At 53.0% G+C, this 15,223-nt stretch carries 16 protein-coding genes; 11 read left to right on the top strand and 5 right to left on the bottom strand.

Annotated elements, in window-relative coordinates; translation table 11 throughout:
* Positions 1–331: 331 nt before the first annotated feature.
* Both NUS69_RS09020 and NUS69_RS09015 read left to right on the top strand, forming a co-directional pair.
* Positions 332–2,083: an OPT family oligopeptide transporter gene (locus NUS69_RS09020; RefSeq protein ID WP_258083463.1), complete on the top strand. Its 1,752-nt coding sequence runs from the start codon at positions 332–334 to the stop codon at positions 2,081–2,083.
* Between the two features lie 4 nt (positions 2,084–2,087).
* The gene (locus tag NUS69_RS09015; protein WP_258083462.1) at positions 2,088–2,606 is read left to right on the top strand and encodes a cell division protein; all 519 of its coding nucleotides are present in this window, start codon (positions 2,088–2,090) and stop codon (positions 2,604–2,606) included.
* A gap of 42 nt (positions 2,607–2,648) precedes the next feature.
* Here NUS69_RS09015 and trm14 read toward each other — a convergent pair whose 3' ends face one another.
* The 3 genes from trm14 to NUS69_RS09000 are packed head-to-tail and all read right to left on the bottom strand — an operon-like array spanning position 2,649 to position 5,114.
* A complete protein-coding gene (trm14, locus tag NUS69_RS09010) occupies positions 2,649–3,746 on the bottom strand; it encodes a tRNA (guanine(6)-N2)-methyltransferase (RefSeq protein ID WP_258083461.1) in 1,098 nt (365 codons plus the stop codon).
* Between the two features lie 5 nt (positions 3,747–3,751).
* A complete protein-coding gene (locus tag NUS69_RS09005; RefSeq protein ID WP_258083460.1) occupies positions 3,752–4,825 on the bottom strand; it encodes a GTPase in 1,074 nt (357 codons plus the stop codon).
* Entirely contained in the window at positions 4,779–5,114 is a 336-nt protein-coding gene (locus NUS69_RS09000; protein WP_258083459.1) for a TIGR04076 family protein, read from the bottom strand. The genes NUS69_RS09005 and NUS69_RS09000 overlap by 47 nt, the downstream gene beginning before the upstream one ends.
* Positions 5,115–5,206: 92 nt before the next feature.
* On the opposite strand from NUS69_RS09000, the gene NUS69_RS08995 reads away from it, so the two are divergent.
* From NUS69_RS08995 to NUS69_RS08975, 5 genes are read left to right on the top strand one after another with little or no spacing between them, the layout of a single operon-like run.
* Positions 5,207–6,643 (top strand): DUF515 domain-containing protein, encoded by a 1,437-nt coding sequence (locus tag NUS69_RS08995; protein ID WP_258083458.1) that lies wholly within the window; start codon positions 5,207–5,209, stop codon positions 6,641–6,643.
* A gap of 10 nt (positions 6,644–6,653) precedes the next feature.
* Positions 6,654–7,634, top strand: coding sequence for a hypothetical protein (locus tag NUS69_RS08990; protein ID WP_258083457.1), 981 nt, complete (start codon positions 6,654–6,656; stop codon positions 7,632–7,634).
* A gap of 6 nt (positions 7,635–7,640) precedes the next feature.
* A complete protein-coding gene (locus tag NUS69_RS08985) occupies positions 7,641–9,503 on the top strand; it encodes a CpaF family protein (RefSeq protein WP_258083456.1) in 1,863 nt (620 codons plus the stop codon).
* 10 nt (positions 9,504–9,513) lie between these two features.
* Positions 9,514–10,578: a type II secretion system F family protein gene (locus NUS69_RS08980; protein ID WP_258083455.1), complete on the top strand. Its 1,065-nt coding sequence runs from the start codon at positions 9,514–9,516 to the stop codon at positions 10,576–10,578.
* Positions 10,579–10,583: 5 nt separating this feature from the next.
* Positions 10,584–11,486 (top strand): type II secretion system F family protein, encoded by a 903-nt coding sequence (locus NUS69_RS08975; RefSeq protein ID WP_258083454.1) that lies wholly within the window; start codon positions 10,584–10,586, stop codon positions 11,484–11,486.
* On the opposite strand, the gene NUS69_RS08970 is transcribed toward NUS69_RS08975, so the two are convergent.
* The gene (locus NUS69_RS08970; protein ID WP_258085067.1) at positions 11,463–11,957 is read right to left on the bottom strand and encodes an FKBP-type peptidyl-prolyl cis-trans isomerase; all 495 of its coding nucleotides are present in this window, start codon (positions 11,955–11,957) and stop codon (positions 11,463–11,465) included. The genes NUS69_RS08975 and NUS69_RS08970 overlap by 24 nt on opposite strands.
* Positions 11,958–12,090: 133 nt before the next feature.
* Between NUS69_RS08970 and NUS69_RS08965 the strand changes: the two genes are divergently transcribed.
* Complete coding sequence (locus NUS69_RS08965; RefSeq protein ID WP_258083453.1) at positions 12,091–12,384, top strand: hypothetical protein; 294 nt, start codon at positions 12,091–12,093, stop codon at positions 12,382–12,384.
* A 9-nt stretch (positions 12,385–12,393) separates the two neighbouring features.
* Here the strand turns inward: NUS69_RS08965 and NUS69_RS08960 are convergent, their stop codons facing one another.
* Positions 12,394–12,888 carry a DUF2118 family protein gene (locus tag NUS69_RS08960; protein ID WP_258085066.1) on the bottom strand — a complete coding sequence of 165 codons (495 nt, stop codon included), beginning with the start codon at positions 12,886–12,888 and terminating at the stop codon, positions 12,394–12,396.
* Between the two features lie 69 nt (positions 12,889–12,957).
* Between NUS69_RS08960 and NUS69_RS08955 the strand changes: the two genes are divergently transcribed.
* Genes NUS69_RS08955 through NUS69_RS08945 form a run of 3 tightly spaced genes read left to right on the top strand, consistent with a single transcriptional unit; the run spans position 12,958 to position 15,170 of the window.
* Complete coding sequence (locus NUS69_RS08955; RefSeq protein ID WP_258083452.1) at positions 12,958–13,809, top strand: DUF4129 domain-containing protein; 852 nt, start codon at positions 12,958–12,960, stop codon at positions 13,807–13,809.
* Entirely contained in the window at positions 13,799–14,248 is a 450-nt protein-coding gene (locus NUS69_RS08950) for a hypothetical protein (RefSeq protein WP_258083451.1), read from the top strand. The genes NUS69_RS08955 and NUS69_RS08950 overlap by 11 nt, the downstream gene beginning before the upstream one ends.
* Entirely contained in the window at positions 14,217–15,170 is a 954-nt protein-coding gene (locus NUS69_RS08945; protein WP_258083450.1) for an AAA family ATPase, read from the top strand. Before NUS69_RS08950 ends, NUS69_RS08945 begins: the two co-directional genes overlap by 32 nt.
* Positions 15,171–15,223 lie beyond the last annotated feature (53 nt).

The raw sequence follows: 15,223 nt of genomic DNA, 5'->3' as shown, positions 1-15,223 counted from the left end.
TTTCCCGGGCTTTTCCTAAATCACTTCAGCCTTTTCAAGTTTCAACTAACCATGGTTCGGCGGATTAAACGGCACATTAAACACCCTTCGAGCCCTTAATGTCGTAATGTGCGTTGGTGTTCACCTGTTCATCTCACTGATGAATTTTTATTCATGCTGACGCTAAAAACGGCATAAAAGTCTTTTTTAACCCGTTTCTGGTTTTAACTTCGCTTTCTTGACCTTTACGGGTCTGAAAAACTTTATATTTTGGAAAGGGGCGATATCTAAGGGTTGCACGTCCTATAGGCATGTGGACATAAATGCTCATGACTGTACAGGAGGTTGGGAGATGGCTGATGCCAACTGGAAACTGAGGTCATCTGGATGGAAGCGTGGCAATTCTGACGAGACCTACCGCGAAGTGACGCCCGCCGCTATAATACTGGGTGTTGTCTGGGGCGCCTTCATGGCGGCCAGCTTCACCTACGCGGGGATGATAATGGGCTTCACCTCCGGCGGTTCGGCCATAGCTGCCATCGTCGGCTGGGGAGTCCTCAGCGGAATCCTCAAGAAGGGAACCGTCGTCGAGAACAACATCGTCCAGACCATAGCCTCTGCCGTCAACATCTCCGTCTCTGGAGTCATCTTCACCATACCAGCGCTCTACATCATGGGCCTGCACCAGGAGATAAACACGACCTACTTCTTCCTCGCCACCGCGGCCGGAGCAATACTCGGAATCACCTTCATCATCCCGCTGAGGAAGCAGATGATCGAGATCGACAGGCTTCGCTTCCCGACCGGAACAGCCGTTGCCACCGTCCTCAAGACCCCGGGAAGTGGAATCGAGAAGGCCAGGCTGCTCTTCCTCGGCATGGCCGTCAGCACGGCCGTCTATCTGGTCCAGCAGTTCCCGGTGCTCGGCCTTCCGGAGATTATTCCCGAGTACGTCGACCTTAGAGCCATACTCCACCTCCCCGAGTGGGTCAGCCTCGCCATGGCCCTCTCGCTGATGGTCTTTGGAATGGGCCTCATCACCGGAAGGAACGGCCTCATAGTCCTCGCCGGCGGAATACTCTCCTACTACATCATCACCCCCATAGTCAAGGCCCTCGGCTGGCTCCCGAGCGACGTCACCGGTGGAGCGATTAGCGGCTTCGTCTACGCCAACATGACCAGGCCGCTCGGTATCGGAATGCTCCTCGGCGGCTCGATAGCGGGCCTCATACTCTCGATGCCCGTCATCATAGTTGCCCTCAGGAGCATAGCCAACGCGAGCAAGCTCGGAACCGGCAGGAACGAGGAGCTTCCCATAAAATACCTCTACGCCGGAATAACCCTCGCCTTCCTGCTGCTCCTCGTCACCACCTACCAGCTCGGTAACCTGGGCATCGGCAGGAGCCTGCTCACCGCCCTCGTCGGCGTCGCCTGGATATTCGTCGCTTCACTGCTCGTGGCCATGTCCACAGGAATGACCGACTGGAGCCCTGTCTCCGGCCTCTCGCTCGTGTCGGTCATGATACTCCTTTACCTCACCGGCAAGCAGGTTCCGCTCACCATACTCCTCGGAGCCACCGTCGGTGTAGCCATCTCCGGCGCCGCCGACATGATGCAGGACCTCAAGACCGGTCACCTCGTTGGGGGTATTCCCTCCAGGCAGCAGAAGGTCGAGCTCCTCACAGCCTGGATAGGGCCGATAATAGCCCTCACCGTCGTCGGACTCATCTGGAAGGCCTACGGAATAGGAAACGAGGCCGTTCCGGCGCCGCAGGCCATGGCCCTCAAGTCCATGGTCGAGGCCATCCTCGGGGGCAACGTTCCAGTGGACAAGTTCATCGCCGGAGGAATACTCGGCTTCGCCCTCTCCATGAGCGGAATACCGGGACTCGGCGTCCTCGTTGGCCTGTCGATGTACCTGCCGATGCTCTACATCCTGCCCTACGGACTCGGCTGTATCGTCCACGAGATCGCCAAGAGGAGGAAGGGCAACGAGTTCATAACCGAGAAGGTGCTCCCGGTCGCGGCCGGACTGATGGTCGGAGAGGCGGCAATGACGCTCCTCTTCGCGGTCCTCACAGTGCTTGGAGTGCTCCACCCGTGAGGTGATGGAGATGAAGAAGCTCTTTGGAAACGTCCTGCTCACGGTAGGCCTCGTCGCAGGTTCGATAACCGCCGCCAGGATACCGCCCATGTGGGGTGGTTTGGCAGTTTCCCTCGCGGTGATGGGTGTCGGAATATTCCTCAGGCGCCAGGGTGCGAAGGAGGAGCTCCACAGGGCGGCCCAGACCGGAACCGGCGGCGTCAGGGAGCTTGAAAGGCTCCTTTCAGATGCACTCGGAAGGCTTGAGGCGATAATGGACGCCTCCGGCGAAAGAGCCACGGCGGAACTTACGAAGATACTCGAAGAACTCGACGAGTTCGCCGAAAAGGCCCAGCCCCTCAGGATAGAGGGTCTCATGACCTACGGAACCATCATGAGCGTCTTCAGCAGGGGTGAGAGGGCCCTCAACAGGGCCTGGAGCGCCTTCGCTGACGGCTACGAAGAAGAGGGAAGGAAGTACCTCCGCTACGGCTACGACGATCTCAAGGAGACCCTCAGCGCGGTCAAGGCGCTGAAGGTCTGAGCCTAAAATTTTTTCTTTCCCTTTGATGTCCACTTGATCCCGCTATTCTATGACGTAGGTGTGAACCATGAGTCCACCGTGTCCTATGAGGCGGTGGTGCCTGATATCAAAGCCGTTCTCCTCTATGGCTTTCTCTATCGCCCTTTTTTCGGTGGTTATGAAGACACCGCGCTTTTCGAGAACCTTTGCCAGCCCTCCGAAGAAGTCCATGTAGAGCCTCGGAATGGCGCTCTTCCTTCCTATCTTCAGCCCGTAGGGAAGGTTGCTCACGGCGAAATCGACGCTTTCGACGTACTCGCTCAGTCTGGTTGCATCGCCGAGAAGGAATTCTATCCTCCCCAGCACTCCCGCGGAGAGGGCGTTCATTTTTGCTCCAACCAGGTGCTTCCTGAACTTCTCCAGGCCGATTATCCGTCCATCATAGCCCCTCAGGGCCAGCTCTATCGGAATCGTACCGCTTCCGCAGAATGGGTCGATGAATGGGCCGCCGCCGGGGTTTGCCAGCTCAATCAGCGCGTTGGCTATGCTGGCTTTGAGATGAGCCGGATGGTCGTAAACGCGCCACGGCCTCTTGTGAAGGGAGCTGTCTCCGGTTGTGTCTATTCCGAGGAAAAAGACCTCCCCTATAAGCTCTGCTCGAAATATGACTGCCGGGTGGTCGAGATTCACCTTGGGGGTTCCGAAGCGCTCGAGCCTCTCGAATATTGCCTTTCCGACGGTTTTTGATATGTCGAGGCTCGTTATCTTATGTTCACCCTTCCTGAAGGAGCGCACCGCAAAGGGTTCGCTCACCTTGACGTACCTTTCCACTGGAAGTTCTGAGACGAACTCCTCTATCCTCCTGAGGGCAAGCTCGGGTTCCTCTTCGCCTATTCCCTCAAAGCGCTCGCTCGCTATCTCGACTATTACTCTGTGAAGGAGCCTTGAGCGCTCGTTAAGATAGGTTGAAACGCTAAGCTCCCTCTTCCTTCCCTTCTCGTCGGTGTAGAAGGCCTCGCCGACTTCAGCGAGAATTCTACCCTCAACGCCGAGCGGCTTCTCCTCCACCCGAAACGGAGCTCCTAACTCCGAGAGCAGGTTCTCGACCTCGGCCTTCGCGAGGTCTTCAATTCCCTGTGAGGTCGTCAGCAAAAGCCTCATACCCATCACTCCATTATCGCTATTACTCCCTTCCACTTCTTCCCGAAGCACTCGCTCGCTAAAACGTGTTTGCCGGTGAGCCTTTCGAGGAGCTTTGTTCCGCCGTCGCACTTCTTGAAGCCGGTCGCTATCCCAACGGTAAAGCCCTCTATCTCCCTTATCCCCACGCGCTTCCGGTTGTCGAGCTTTTTTCTGAGTTCGTCGCCGTACTTCCACAGGATCCTCCTCGGATCGAGGAGGAGGTCCCTCTCTATTCCATCGAGAACCTCCTCAAAGTCCCATGTAAAGTCTTCCTCTCTCTTCCCCTCTTTCCCAAATAGGGTGAAGCGACCAGTCTGCCACTCCCTCAGGAACCATCTTGCCGTCTCCTCGATGTCAACCTCTCCGCCGGCCTTTATCAGGCCCCTTCTCTCTCCTATCTTCCTTAGGACTTCCTCCTCGCTTTTGAACTCCTCTATTCCGAACTTCTCGGTTATCGCTTCCTTCCTCGTTTCCAGGATTCTCCCAATGAGCTTGAGGGCCGGCTTTACGGGATCTTCTATCTTGTCGGCCGGAAAACCGCCCTTGATGACGAGCTCGTAGAAGTCGTCTATCGGAACGACGCCTGGGCTGTCAAGAAGCCATATCTTCTTGCTGAGCCTTATCAGTTGCTTTCCCTTTGTGTAGCCTGGTATTGGTGCGGTCCCTACCGCTCTTTTCCCCTTCAGCGTGTTGATTATCGTGCTCTTCCCAACGTTGGGATAGCCTATGAGGGCGACCTTAACCTTCTCCCTCTCGTTAAGCAGGGGTTTTGCGAGCTTTCTTATTTCCCTCCTCAAGATTCCAGTTCCCATCCTCTCACGGGCGCTTATGAAAACGACCGGAAGGTCGCTCTTCCTCTTGTACTCCTCAGCCCACTCTTTCGGCACTAAATCCGCCTTGTTCATAACTATGAGGAGCGGTTTGCCCTCTTCCTGGGCGAGTCTCTCCAGTTTTCTGTTCCTCGTCCCTATCGGGTCGCGGGCGTCAACTACCTCAATTATCATATCGGCCTCATCTATTACCTCTCTCACCACTCTCCACGCTTTTCTCTGCTTCATCTCTCACCACCGTTATCTCAAAGATTACTGTACCGCCGTCGGTGTATGGCGGTCCAGGGTCAAGGCACTGGACGTAGGCTTTCTCACCCCTGCCAAGCCCTAGTTCACTGGGCTTAATACCCTTTCGCAGTGCGAGTATGTACGGCAGTAGTGATGCGAAGGCGTGGGTGCATATGGCATCGGTTTCGTCCAGATTTACCCTTGCCCCCTCGATCACTATTCTGTTCCCTGGGCTAAAAACGGGACATTTCCCCCGGATTTTTATTACTCTAATCTCTAACCGCTCCATACATCTCACCGAAACCTAAATAAAGATTGAAGTTCAAAAAACTATTCGACATGAGAAGCTGGTTATGATAACGATTGATGGTGGTGCTCAACGTGTCCGAGGATATTGAGGCGAAAATCCGCCGCCTTAGAGAGCTGGGTAAAGCCAGCGTAGAGCCTGAAGTTCCTAAAACTGCCAAACCCCCTGTCAGGAAACCCCCTAAAAAGCCCCGTCCCGTAGGCAGTATCCGGGAGAGAGAAAGAAGAAAACGCATTCTCATTGGTGCATCAATAGTCATACTCGTGATTTTGATAATTTCTATAGGGGCTTACATTTACATGGAAAACCGGGCCGCAGAGGAGCTCACCCAGGCTAAGAACAAAAAACTCGCAGAAGTCAACTCTTATTTTAAGCCCGGGAGCGAGCTCATGAACACAACGTTTGGAAAAAATGCCCGTGATGAGCTGATCAGAAAGATAAACGCTGCCCAAACGGTTGAGGAGGTTCAGTCGATAGATGTCAAAGCTGCCTATCAGGAGGCATGGAACCAGTACCAGGCATATCTTGAGGAGCAGAAGCGTCTTGAGATGGAGCGGCAGCTCAATCAGACCAAGAAGGAGAAGATAAGTCAGATCGAGGCTCAGTTTAGCCAGCTTCTCGCAATGCCGCTGCCGGACGATCTCAAGAAGAAGGTTATTGACTCCCTGAACAGCCTTGAAGAGCAGGTCATGAGCGCCACCACCGAGCAGCAGGTCAACGCAGTAAACGCCGACCCGTATCTCCTGGAACTCTGGAGGGAGTACTACTACTACGTCATTGACACGATCCCGACCCAGAACGTCATCCTTGAGAGGGACAACGTCAAAAAGATAGTCACCAAGGCCGAGGCCAAATCCGCTCTAGGAGGCATACTCGACTACAGGGAGCTCATCCAGTACAAGGTTTATAAGGTCGAGTTCGTTGACATCGCCCTCGTCCTCTCAAGGGACAAGATAAATGGTGCCTTCCTCGCTCCGGGAGACAAGATTATGATATTCGCGAAGAACGCGACCAACGCGCCTTTCAAGGAGATAGTCAACGAGGGCTACGTTGAGCTGGTTCTCCTGCCGACCCAGGCCGGAACCATATCCGTCAACGAGGCGCAGAGCCAGACGAGTTCATCGAGCACCACTTCATCAACCCAGTACACCGAGCAGCACAACACCCAGTACACGCCGGGAGATACTTCCATAACCAACGGACAGGCCATCAGCGACATATACACCAACTCCCAGACGGCCAGCCAGAGTGCCTCCGCCAGCTACAGCTACACGGTTGACCTCACGGAGATCCTCAAGGCCATCGCGGCGGGCAAGATACAGGCCAGCGAGGACGTCAAGGAGCAGCTCAGGGCATACGGCTGGGAGATAGTTGACCTTGAGAAGGAATCGGGCATGCTCGTGCTCGATCCGAACACCCAGTTCCTGATAATAGTGAAGGTGCCCTCGATATTCGTGCCGGACATACTCTCCAACCAGCAGTACCTTTACATCGCTAAGGTCGCTACCTGAGGTGATCATAATGAAGCGCCTCGCAGCATCTCTCTTTATTCTTTTGTTAGCTTCATCTCTAGTTAGTGCGGCTACCTACACCCTCCCTGGTGACACTTACAACAACATCGGAGTCATGGGGGAGGTGATGATAAACCTAAACGTGACTATTGTAAACACCGCTCCGTTCCCCAAGTTCATCGTCGTTAACCCGCGCTATGACTTCACCGTTTACAGGCTGGATAACAGTGAGAGCGTTCAGGCCTTTCTTCTGGGGGATACCGTTGTCCATAACATCTCGAACGTCCAGAGAACAACCCTCAACTACTACACCGGCTTCTGGATAATGCCCTATGAAACCGTTGTCGTCAACTTTAGGATAACGTCCCACTACTCATACATCATACCCACCATCGACTACCAGACGGTGTGCGGTGACTCAGCCAAAATAACATCCGTTGAGTACAATGGAAGCAGTGTCAGTGGAGTCGTCCAGGACCTCGATGATATAGGCGTTTTAAGCTGTGGAGTGGTGTATCCCCAGCTTATAAACACCCCGAAAGTTATCTACATGCGGAGCATGTTCCCGATTATTGATGGTCACATAAAAATCCTCGGGTATGAGGGGGACGTTACCTTCCGCCTCACCAACGTTCCAAACGAGGCTGGGATATTCAACACCTTCTTTGCAGCTGCGATACCGGTCATATTTAATGGGGCTAACATGACCGACTTCACCCCGAACTATACGATGACCTACAGGGACTATATGGAGGAGTTCATCTGGAAGTACAAGGGTCTCAACCCACCCCAGAAGACCCAGCCACAGCCTCTTCCCTCAATGCCCGGAATGTTCCAGCTCTCGAACAGCCTTATAAGCGGTGTATCGGTTGGAATCCCCGAGATTAAACCGCCAGAGTATGCGGGCTTTGACTTCCCCATCTGGATAATATTCATGGGCAAGGGTGTGGATATAACCTACCACGTTAGCTGGAAGACTGAGGGGCGGTGAGCGTTGGTGCTGGGCGAGAAGAAAAAGAAGAAGGAAACGGTATCGTGGATTGATGAGATCCTGAGCGGAGAGGATGACCTCCTTGAGAACGTACTCAAAAAAGACAAGAAGATGGAGGATGAGGAGGAGCAGCTCCCCTTTGTGAAGGAAGAGGGGGGCATTGATCTTGAGGAGATACTCAGTCGTCCCTCTCCGGAGGAAGCTATAACCAGCAGACCTACTGGGGCAGACATCTTGGGGGAGATTTTGGTAAAAGAGGAAAAAGCCCCTACCGAAGGTTCCAAGCCCGCTCCGAAGCCAAGGCCACCTTCAACCCTCCAGGATATACTGGGTTCTTCGATCCGCTCGGAGGAGGCCACCTACGCCGGGAAGGCCGAGGTTCTAGATGCCTACGGAAACGTCCGTATACTCCGTGTAAAGGGCGAGCCTGTTCCAATATATGAGATACGCCTTCCCAAGCTGAGCCGTGAGGAGGAAGAGCTGTTCAAAAGGATAAAGGATCGGGCAATTACTGAACTTCAAATTGACCCCACTGCCTTCCCCGACGTGGAGGAGCGCCGGCGTGTCTTCATGAACGCCGTCAGGCGGATGATTAAGGACGAGGCTCCCCATTTCTCCGAGGGCAGGATTGAGGTTCTCACGGAGATGATAGTCCAGTCCATGATAGGCTACGGCAAGCTCGATCCCTTGGTTAGGGACGACAACCTTGAGGAGATAATGGTTATCGGAACGAACAGGCCTGTTTACGTCTGGCATAGGCGCTTTAACATGTGTAAGACAAACATAACCTTCCAAGAGGAGAAGGAGATACTCAACATAATAGAACGCATTGCAAGGGAGGTGGGCAGGAGGATAGACCAGCAGAGCCCGCTCCTCGATGCACGCCTTCCTGACGGAAGCCGTGTCAACGCCACGATACCCCCCATAAGTCTCGACGGCCCAACCATAACCATCCGTAAGTTCAAAAAAGATCCGCTCACGATAATTGACCTCATAAAATACGGAACCATGAATACAGAGATAGCTGCCCTCCTCTGGATATTCGTTGACGGTCTCGGAGTTAAACCCGCCAACGTTCTCGTGGCTGGAGGTACAGGTTCCGGAAAGACGACCACCCTGAACTCCCTGGCGATGTTCATACCTCCAAGTGAGCGTGTTATTACGATAGAGGACACCGCCGAGCTTCAGCTCCCGGTCGAACACTGGATCAGGCTTGAGACAAGGCCCCCCAACGTTGAGGGCAGGGGAGAAATCACGATGGATGACCTCGTGAAGAACACCCTTCGTATGCGTCCCGACAGAATCATAGTCGGTGAGGTTCGTGGCCCCGAAGCCAGAACGATGTTCACCGCCATGAACACGGGGCACGATGGATGTATGGGAACCATCCACTCCAACAGTGCGAGGGAGACTATAGTCCGCCTTGAGAGTCCCCCAATGAATGTTCCAAGGATAATGATACCGGCTCTTGATATTATTATAATGCAGGTAAGGTTCCACAGCAGAAAGAAGGGCACCATAAGGCGCATTACTGAGATTGCAGAGGTATCGGGTATAGAAGGGGAAAGCGTCCAGCTGAACAAGCTATACAAGTACGATCCCGCGAAGGACGAGCTCATCCCCACTGGAGTCCCGAGTAAGACTCTTAACACCCTTGCCCACCATACCGGGATGAGTGTATCGGAGCTTGAGTTCGAAAAGGAGAAGCGTAAGATAATCCTCGACTGGATGATAGAACGGGGTATACGAAGCATTGAGAAGGTTGGGTACTACATAAGGCAGTTTTACATAGATGAGGAGGCACTGTTCAGGAGAATCCAGGCAGAGAGTGGCGTAGAGACTAGCAGGCAGGTTAGGAACCTGGTTTAGGGTGGTAATCGTGGGCGTTGTTAAAGCCATTACTGACTTTTTGGAGCGCCTAGGTGGGAAAACTGTTGAGGTAGCCGAGAAGCCCATAAGGAGAATCCCCCAGGGTAAGAGTGTTCAGGAGAGGCTTAGGGCCCTTAAAGAGCTCCAGAAAGAGGTTGAAAAAGAAAAAACCATGGAAAAGAAGGAAAAGGAACTGGAAGAACTGCTTGAATGGAGAAAAAAGGAAATACAAAAGCCCTTCTCCGAGAGACTTGCCGAGACTGTGCTTCGCTACTTTAAAGGCCCAGTGGAAACACTCACAAACTCGCTGAGAGGGCTTGATCAGGATCTTTACAGGGCAAGTATATTAATGCCCCAAGAAAAGTATGTTGCCCTGATGCTTGCAGTTGCAATTTTTGCGGGCATTTTTGGGTTTCTCTTTGCATATCTCCTGTACGTCCCTGTTGATATGTCTGCTCTGGTGGGGTTCCTGGGTTTTGTGGGTGGCTTTATGTACATGAGGTACTACCCAAGGATGGTCTGGAAGCGCAGGATCGTTGAGGTGGAAAGGGCCATGCCCTATGCCCTGAGGCACATAGCGTCCCTCCTGAGTGCGGGTGTTGGTATTTCAGAGGCCCTTCTCTCCGTTGCCCGTGCTGATTACGGTGTCATCTCTGAGGAGTTTGAGCTAATATTGAGGGACATGAGGACAGGTTCGTCCTTTGAGGATGCCCTTACAAAGTTTGATGAGAAGATGGGTTCGGAAAACGTCAGCCGTGTCGTCAAGCAGATACTCAGGGCAATAAAGTTCGGTGGAAACCTCTCCGAGATCCTCTATAAGCTGGCGGAAGACTTTGCCTTTGAATACAGAATGAAACTGGTGGAGTATGTCCAGAAAGTCAATGGTATAGCTTTCATATACATGTTTATGACCATAGTCCTACCCACGATGTTTGTGGTTGGAATATTGGCAGGGTCTGTGATGGCACAGCAGCTAATACTGCCCCCGGAGACTCTGGCGGTTATACTTCTCTTCGCTTTCCCTGCCCTGTCGTTTATAATCGTTAGCATGATCAAGAAGGGAGAGCCGAGGTGACAGTGATGGCCGGTGGATTGTCTTCAGCGTTGATAAAAATCGTCGAGAGAATAGTTCCCAAGCGCTGGATGAGGCGTTATGAGGTTTTCATATACTCTTCCGGTATAAACTTCCTCGCTGCAGAGTACCTTATAGTGTCCCTGCTGATTGGGATAATAGGAGGTCTTGTTATTGAGCTATTCCTTCATCCAGTGTATGCCGTTGCAACGTTCATAGCACTTTTTGCGGCAATAGCCTTTGGTTATCCATACTGGAAAATCAGCAAGCGCATAGAGGATATGGAGAAAATGTTGCCTGATGCATTCTTTTATTTGGCCAGTTCTCTTAGGGCGGGGATCTCTTTCTCGGAGGCGCTGGAGGAGCTAACGACGACTAAATTTGGTGCACTTACGGAAGAGTTCAGGAGGACTGTCGCCGAAATAAAGAAAGGTCGTCCAACATCTGAGGCACTTCGTGCCTTTGCGATAAGGAATATGAGATCTCCCGTCATTTATCGTTCCATGATGATAATTATTGAGGCCCTTGAGAGGGGCGCACCTATGAGCGATGTCTTGGTCTATGTCGGAAACGACGTGAGAGAAATACTCAGGATAAAGCAGGAGAGAAAAGCCTCGACCGGCATGCAGGTTATGTTCTTCATAATAACCAGTGGATTTATCGGCCCCCTGATATTGGGAATAGTCGCTCAGGTCATGTTCGCGATGAGTACTGGGAACGTGACTTTTCCGGTTGGTACTATACGGACGATACTTTTGGCTTTTGTTGCTCTCCAGGCCATAGTTTCAGGTTTGGGGATTGGTGTCATAAGAGAAGGGAAATACTCAGCAGGCATCAAATATAGCCTGCTGCTAATGGTGATGGGTATTGTGGTCTTCCAGGGGACTTCAGGCCTCAATATTGGAATCTGAGGCCTCTTCTTTAGCTTTCTGGACGTCCACTATTTCTACCTCGAAGATGAGGGTCTTCCCTGCGAGCGGGTGGTTGAAGTCGAGGGTGACGCTCTCCTCGCCGACCTTGGCTATCTTGGCTATCCCCGAGTCTGTCATGACGTACATCCCTTCAACCGGCTCCAGGCCCGCGCTGGTAAACTCGGAGATTGGAACATCTATAACCAGCTCTGGGTTCGGCATGCCGTAAGCCTTCTCTGGAGGTATCGTAACCGTTTTCTTCTCCCCAATCTCCATGCCGATAAGGGCCTCGTCAAGGCCGGGAATTATCTCGCCAACTCCGACGTTGACGCCGAGGGGGCCGTATTCCCTCTCCTCCACGTATATCTCGTTTTCCCTGGCGATGTCCTCGTAACTGGTATCAAAAACTTCACCGTTCTCAAATCTGCCCACGTAGTGGAACACCACAAAATCTCCAGCTTCAATCTTCATTTCCTTCAACTCCAAAATTCTCTTCATGGGGGGCTTGACCCGGCGCCTTATAACGGTTTTGGTTTTTCCACTTTGAACGATAAACACGGCAACTATATAAAGAACGTCACACCATTTAAAAGGGGGTGATATCATGGGGTACCTATCCGAAACCCTCAGGAGAGAATACAGCGACCTCACCGTTAGGGACGTGTATTCCACGAAGCTAGGGGACACCGATGTTGAGATAATTGAGGCCTCAAAGGACGGCAAGAGGTTCATAGCCATGTTCCAGAGCCGTAAAGTGAAGGAAAACCTGTTCAGGTGGTCGCTGATAATAACAAGCGCTAGGCACACCAGGACCCTCAAGGGCATGGATCCCATCGACGGGATAACCTTGGCCCTCAAGTCCAGCATAGATGCGATAATTGTAGGAATGGAAGAATGAAGAGGATGCCTACTCCTCGGGAAGGATGTAGTAAACGTAGTGCGGCCTGTTCGTTACCTCGTCTATGAACACAACCGTCCCGGTCTTGGGGGGCTTGAGGTAGTGAACTTCACCTTTTCTCGTGGTTATGGCCGCGAAGGCGTCGCCCGTTCTTACCCTGTTCCCCACGTTCGCTATCAGGGTCTTTGTGTATCCCTCCACGGGGAGCAGGAGCAGTTCGTCGCCCTTCTTCAGGTATATTCTCGTCCTTCCGTCAGGGAGCACCAGAACCGCATCCGCGAGCAGCTTTCCCTCAATTCTGTCAACGTAGAGGTAGAACCTGTCGTAAACTTCCTTCGCGAGGAACTTGGCACCCTCCGCCTCAACGAAGTCGGGAACGGTTTCACCCTTCTTCAGCCATACCTCAACGTTCCCGCTGATGATCACGCAGTCTTTTATCGCCTTTCCTCCCTCGATGCATTCCTCCGGAGGAGCTTCAACGTAAAGCTTCGGAACCCTCTCCACCGTCATCACCTGACCTTTACCTGGGGGTAAAAGCTTTTAAACCTGCCCTCTCTACACTTTTCGATAAAAATGTCCACCAGGGTAAAATTCTTGGCCCTCTCTGGACTGCTGTTTTCACTGATGACGCTCATGATTAATTACAGCGCAACTACATTGAGCGCATCTGAGGGCAGTTCTGCGCCCTGGACAGGCGTCCTTCTTATCGTTCTCGCGATAGTTGGTCTTTTCGTTATCATCGGCGTCCTTCTTGGGTGGAGGGATCCTTTCAGGCGGGATGAGGGCGGTAGCTTCGGTTTCCTGACTTACTTTGCCATTGTGCTCGGTGGCATCGTGGGAGGGGTTGTTTTCCGCATGATGAAAAAGCGCCCCCAGGGTTTTCCAGCCAACGATACTTCTGTGAACGGCTCGGTGAACGGTTCACTTCCCCTTCAGTCCACCACCCAGTCCCCCGTTTACTACAACAACACCCCGCTGGCACCCACGTTTAGGCATCCTCTGCCGTCCCAGTACCTTCTCTATGCCCTCCTTGTGGTTGCAATAGCGGTCTTTGCATACCTTGCCGTGATTCAGTATCGCGAATACCTGCAGAAAAAGGAGCGTAAGGAGATGAAGCTCCGGGCCGAGCTGTTCGATAAGAAGCTTGATGAGCTTGGACTTGAGATGTTCGAGAACCCAAGAGAGGCTATCGTAGGGATATACAAGAACGCCGTTCTCTGGCTCAACTACCTGGGGATTCCCTACGAGGAGAGCTGGACGCACTGGGAGCATGCCCGGCATGTGAAATACATGCACGACGCGTTCCTCGAACTCACCAGGCTCTTCGAAAAGGCAAAGTATGCCCCTGAGAAAATAACTTGGGATGACGCCGGGAGGGCCCTCGAAGTTTACCGCACGATGCGGAGGGGTGTGAATGAGGTTTAATTATGCCCTTGCGATAGCCGTGATTCCTCTGCTCATCGCTATAATCGCCGGGTCATACATGATTAGATGGCTCGCCGTCCTGATTCTGGGCGGTCTTTTGGCCTTTCTCCTCTTTGGTTTTGAGATACATGTCCCCCTGCCCAAGAAGGAGCGCCGGCTTAGGGTCGAGAGAAAAACAGACATTGAGAGGATGGTGACCCTCATAGAGCGCGCCAAGAAAGGAAAGGTCGCCCGCTCCCTTCTTGAGGAGAAGATAGTGGGAATATACGCCACGCTCTCTGACGATTATAACAAGGCTTTTCATTCCCTCACCTCCGAACCCAACGAGGCAATCAAAGCCCTCCGTTCGGAGGGGGATTTTCTCGATAACCTTGAAAAGGCTCTAGAAATCCTGGAGGAGGATATCTATGAAGATAGAGGAGGTAAGCTCCAAGGGTAATGCCGTCCTTGAGGAGGTCAAGAAAGCGATAGTAGGAAAGGACGAGGTGCTGAAGCTCATACTGACGACGATTTTGGCCGATGGGCACATACTCCTCGAAGACCTGCCCGGTTTAGCAAAGACGCTCATGGTGAAGAGCTTCGCCACCGCTCTGGGTGTTAGGTTCAAGCGCGTCCAGTTCACACCGGACTTACTCCCCAGCGATATCCTGGGTGTCAGCGTTTTCAACCAGAAGACCCTCGAGTTCGAGTTTAAGAAGGGCCCAATCTTCACGAACATACTCCTCGCCGACGAGATCAACCGTGCCCCGCCGAAGACCCAGTCCGCTTTACTTGAGGCCATGCAGGAGAGGCAGGTCACAGTTGAGGGGAGCACATACGAGCTGGAGAGGCCTTTCATAGTCATCGCCACCCAGAACCCGATAGAGCAGGAGGGCACCTATCCGCTCCCGGAGGCCCAGCTGGACAGGTTCCTCGTCAGGCTCCGTGTTGGCTATCCGAGTAGGCGTGAGGAAATCGAGATACTCCGGAGGAGGATGGCCAGGAAGAAGGAGGAGGTTGATATAACGCCCATCCTGACCCCCGAGGAGGTCGTTGAGATGCAGAGGACGATAGAGGACGTTTACGTCAGCGACGCGATCCTGGAGTACATAACCGATGTGGTCCTTGCGACGAGGGAGGACAAGAAGGAGATAGAGGTTGGAGCCTCGCCCAGGGGTAGCCTTGCCCTGCTCAAGCTCTCTAGGGCGTACGCCGCTCTGGAGGGCAGGGACTACGTCATTCCCGACGACGTAAAGGCCGTCGCCGTTCCAGCGCTGAGCCACAGGCTCATCCTCAAGAGGGAGCTGTGGTACACGAAGGTCAGCCAGGAGAGCATAATGGAGAAGCTCCTTGAGCGCGTTCCGGTTCCCAAGTTTGAGTGAGGTGAAAAGGTGCAGGCCCAACCCCCGCTCTACGGCACCGCTCACGTTGAGGA

It is taken from the genome of Thermococcus thermotolerans (assembly GCF_024707485.1).
Classification (GTDB): Archaea; Methanobacteriota_B; Thermococci; order Thermococcales; family Thermococcaceae; genus Thermococcus; species Thermococcus thermotolerans.
This window is presented reverse-complemented; position numbering and strand designations above follow the sequence as displayed.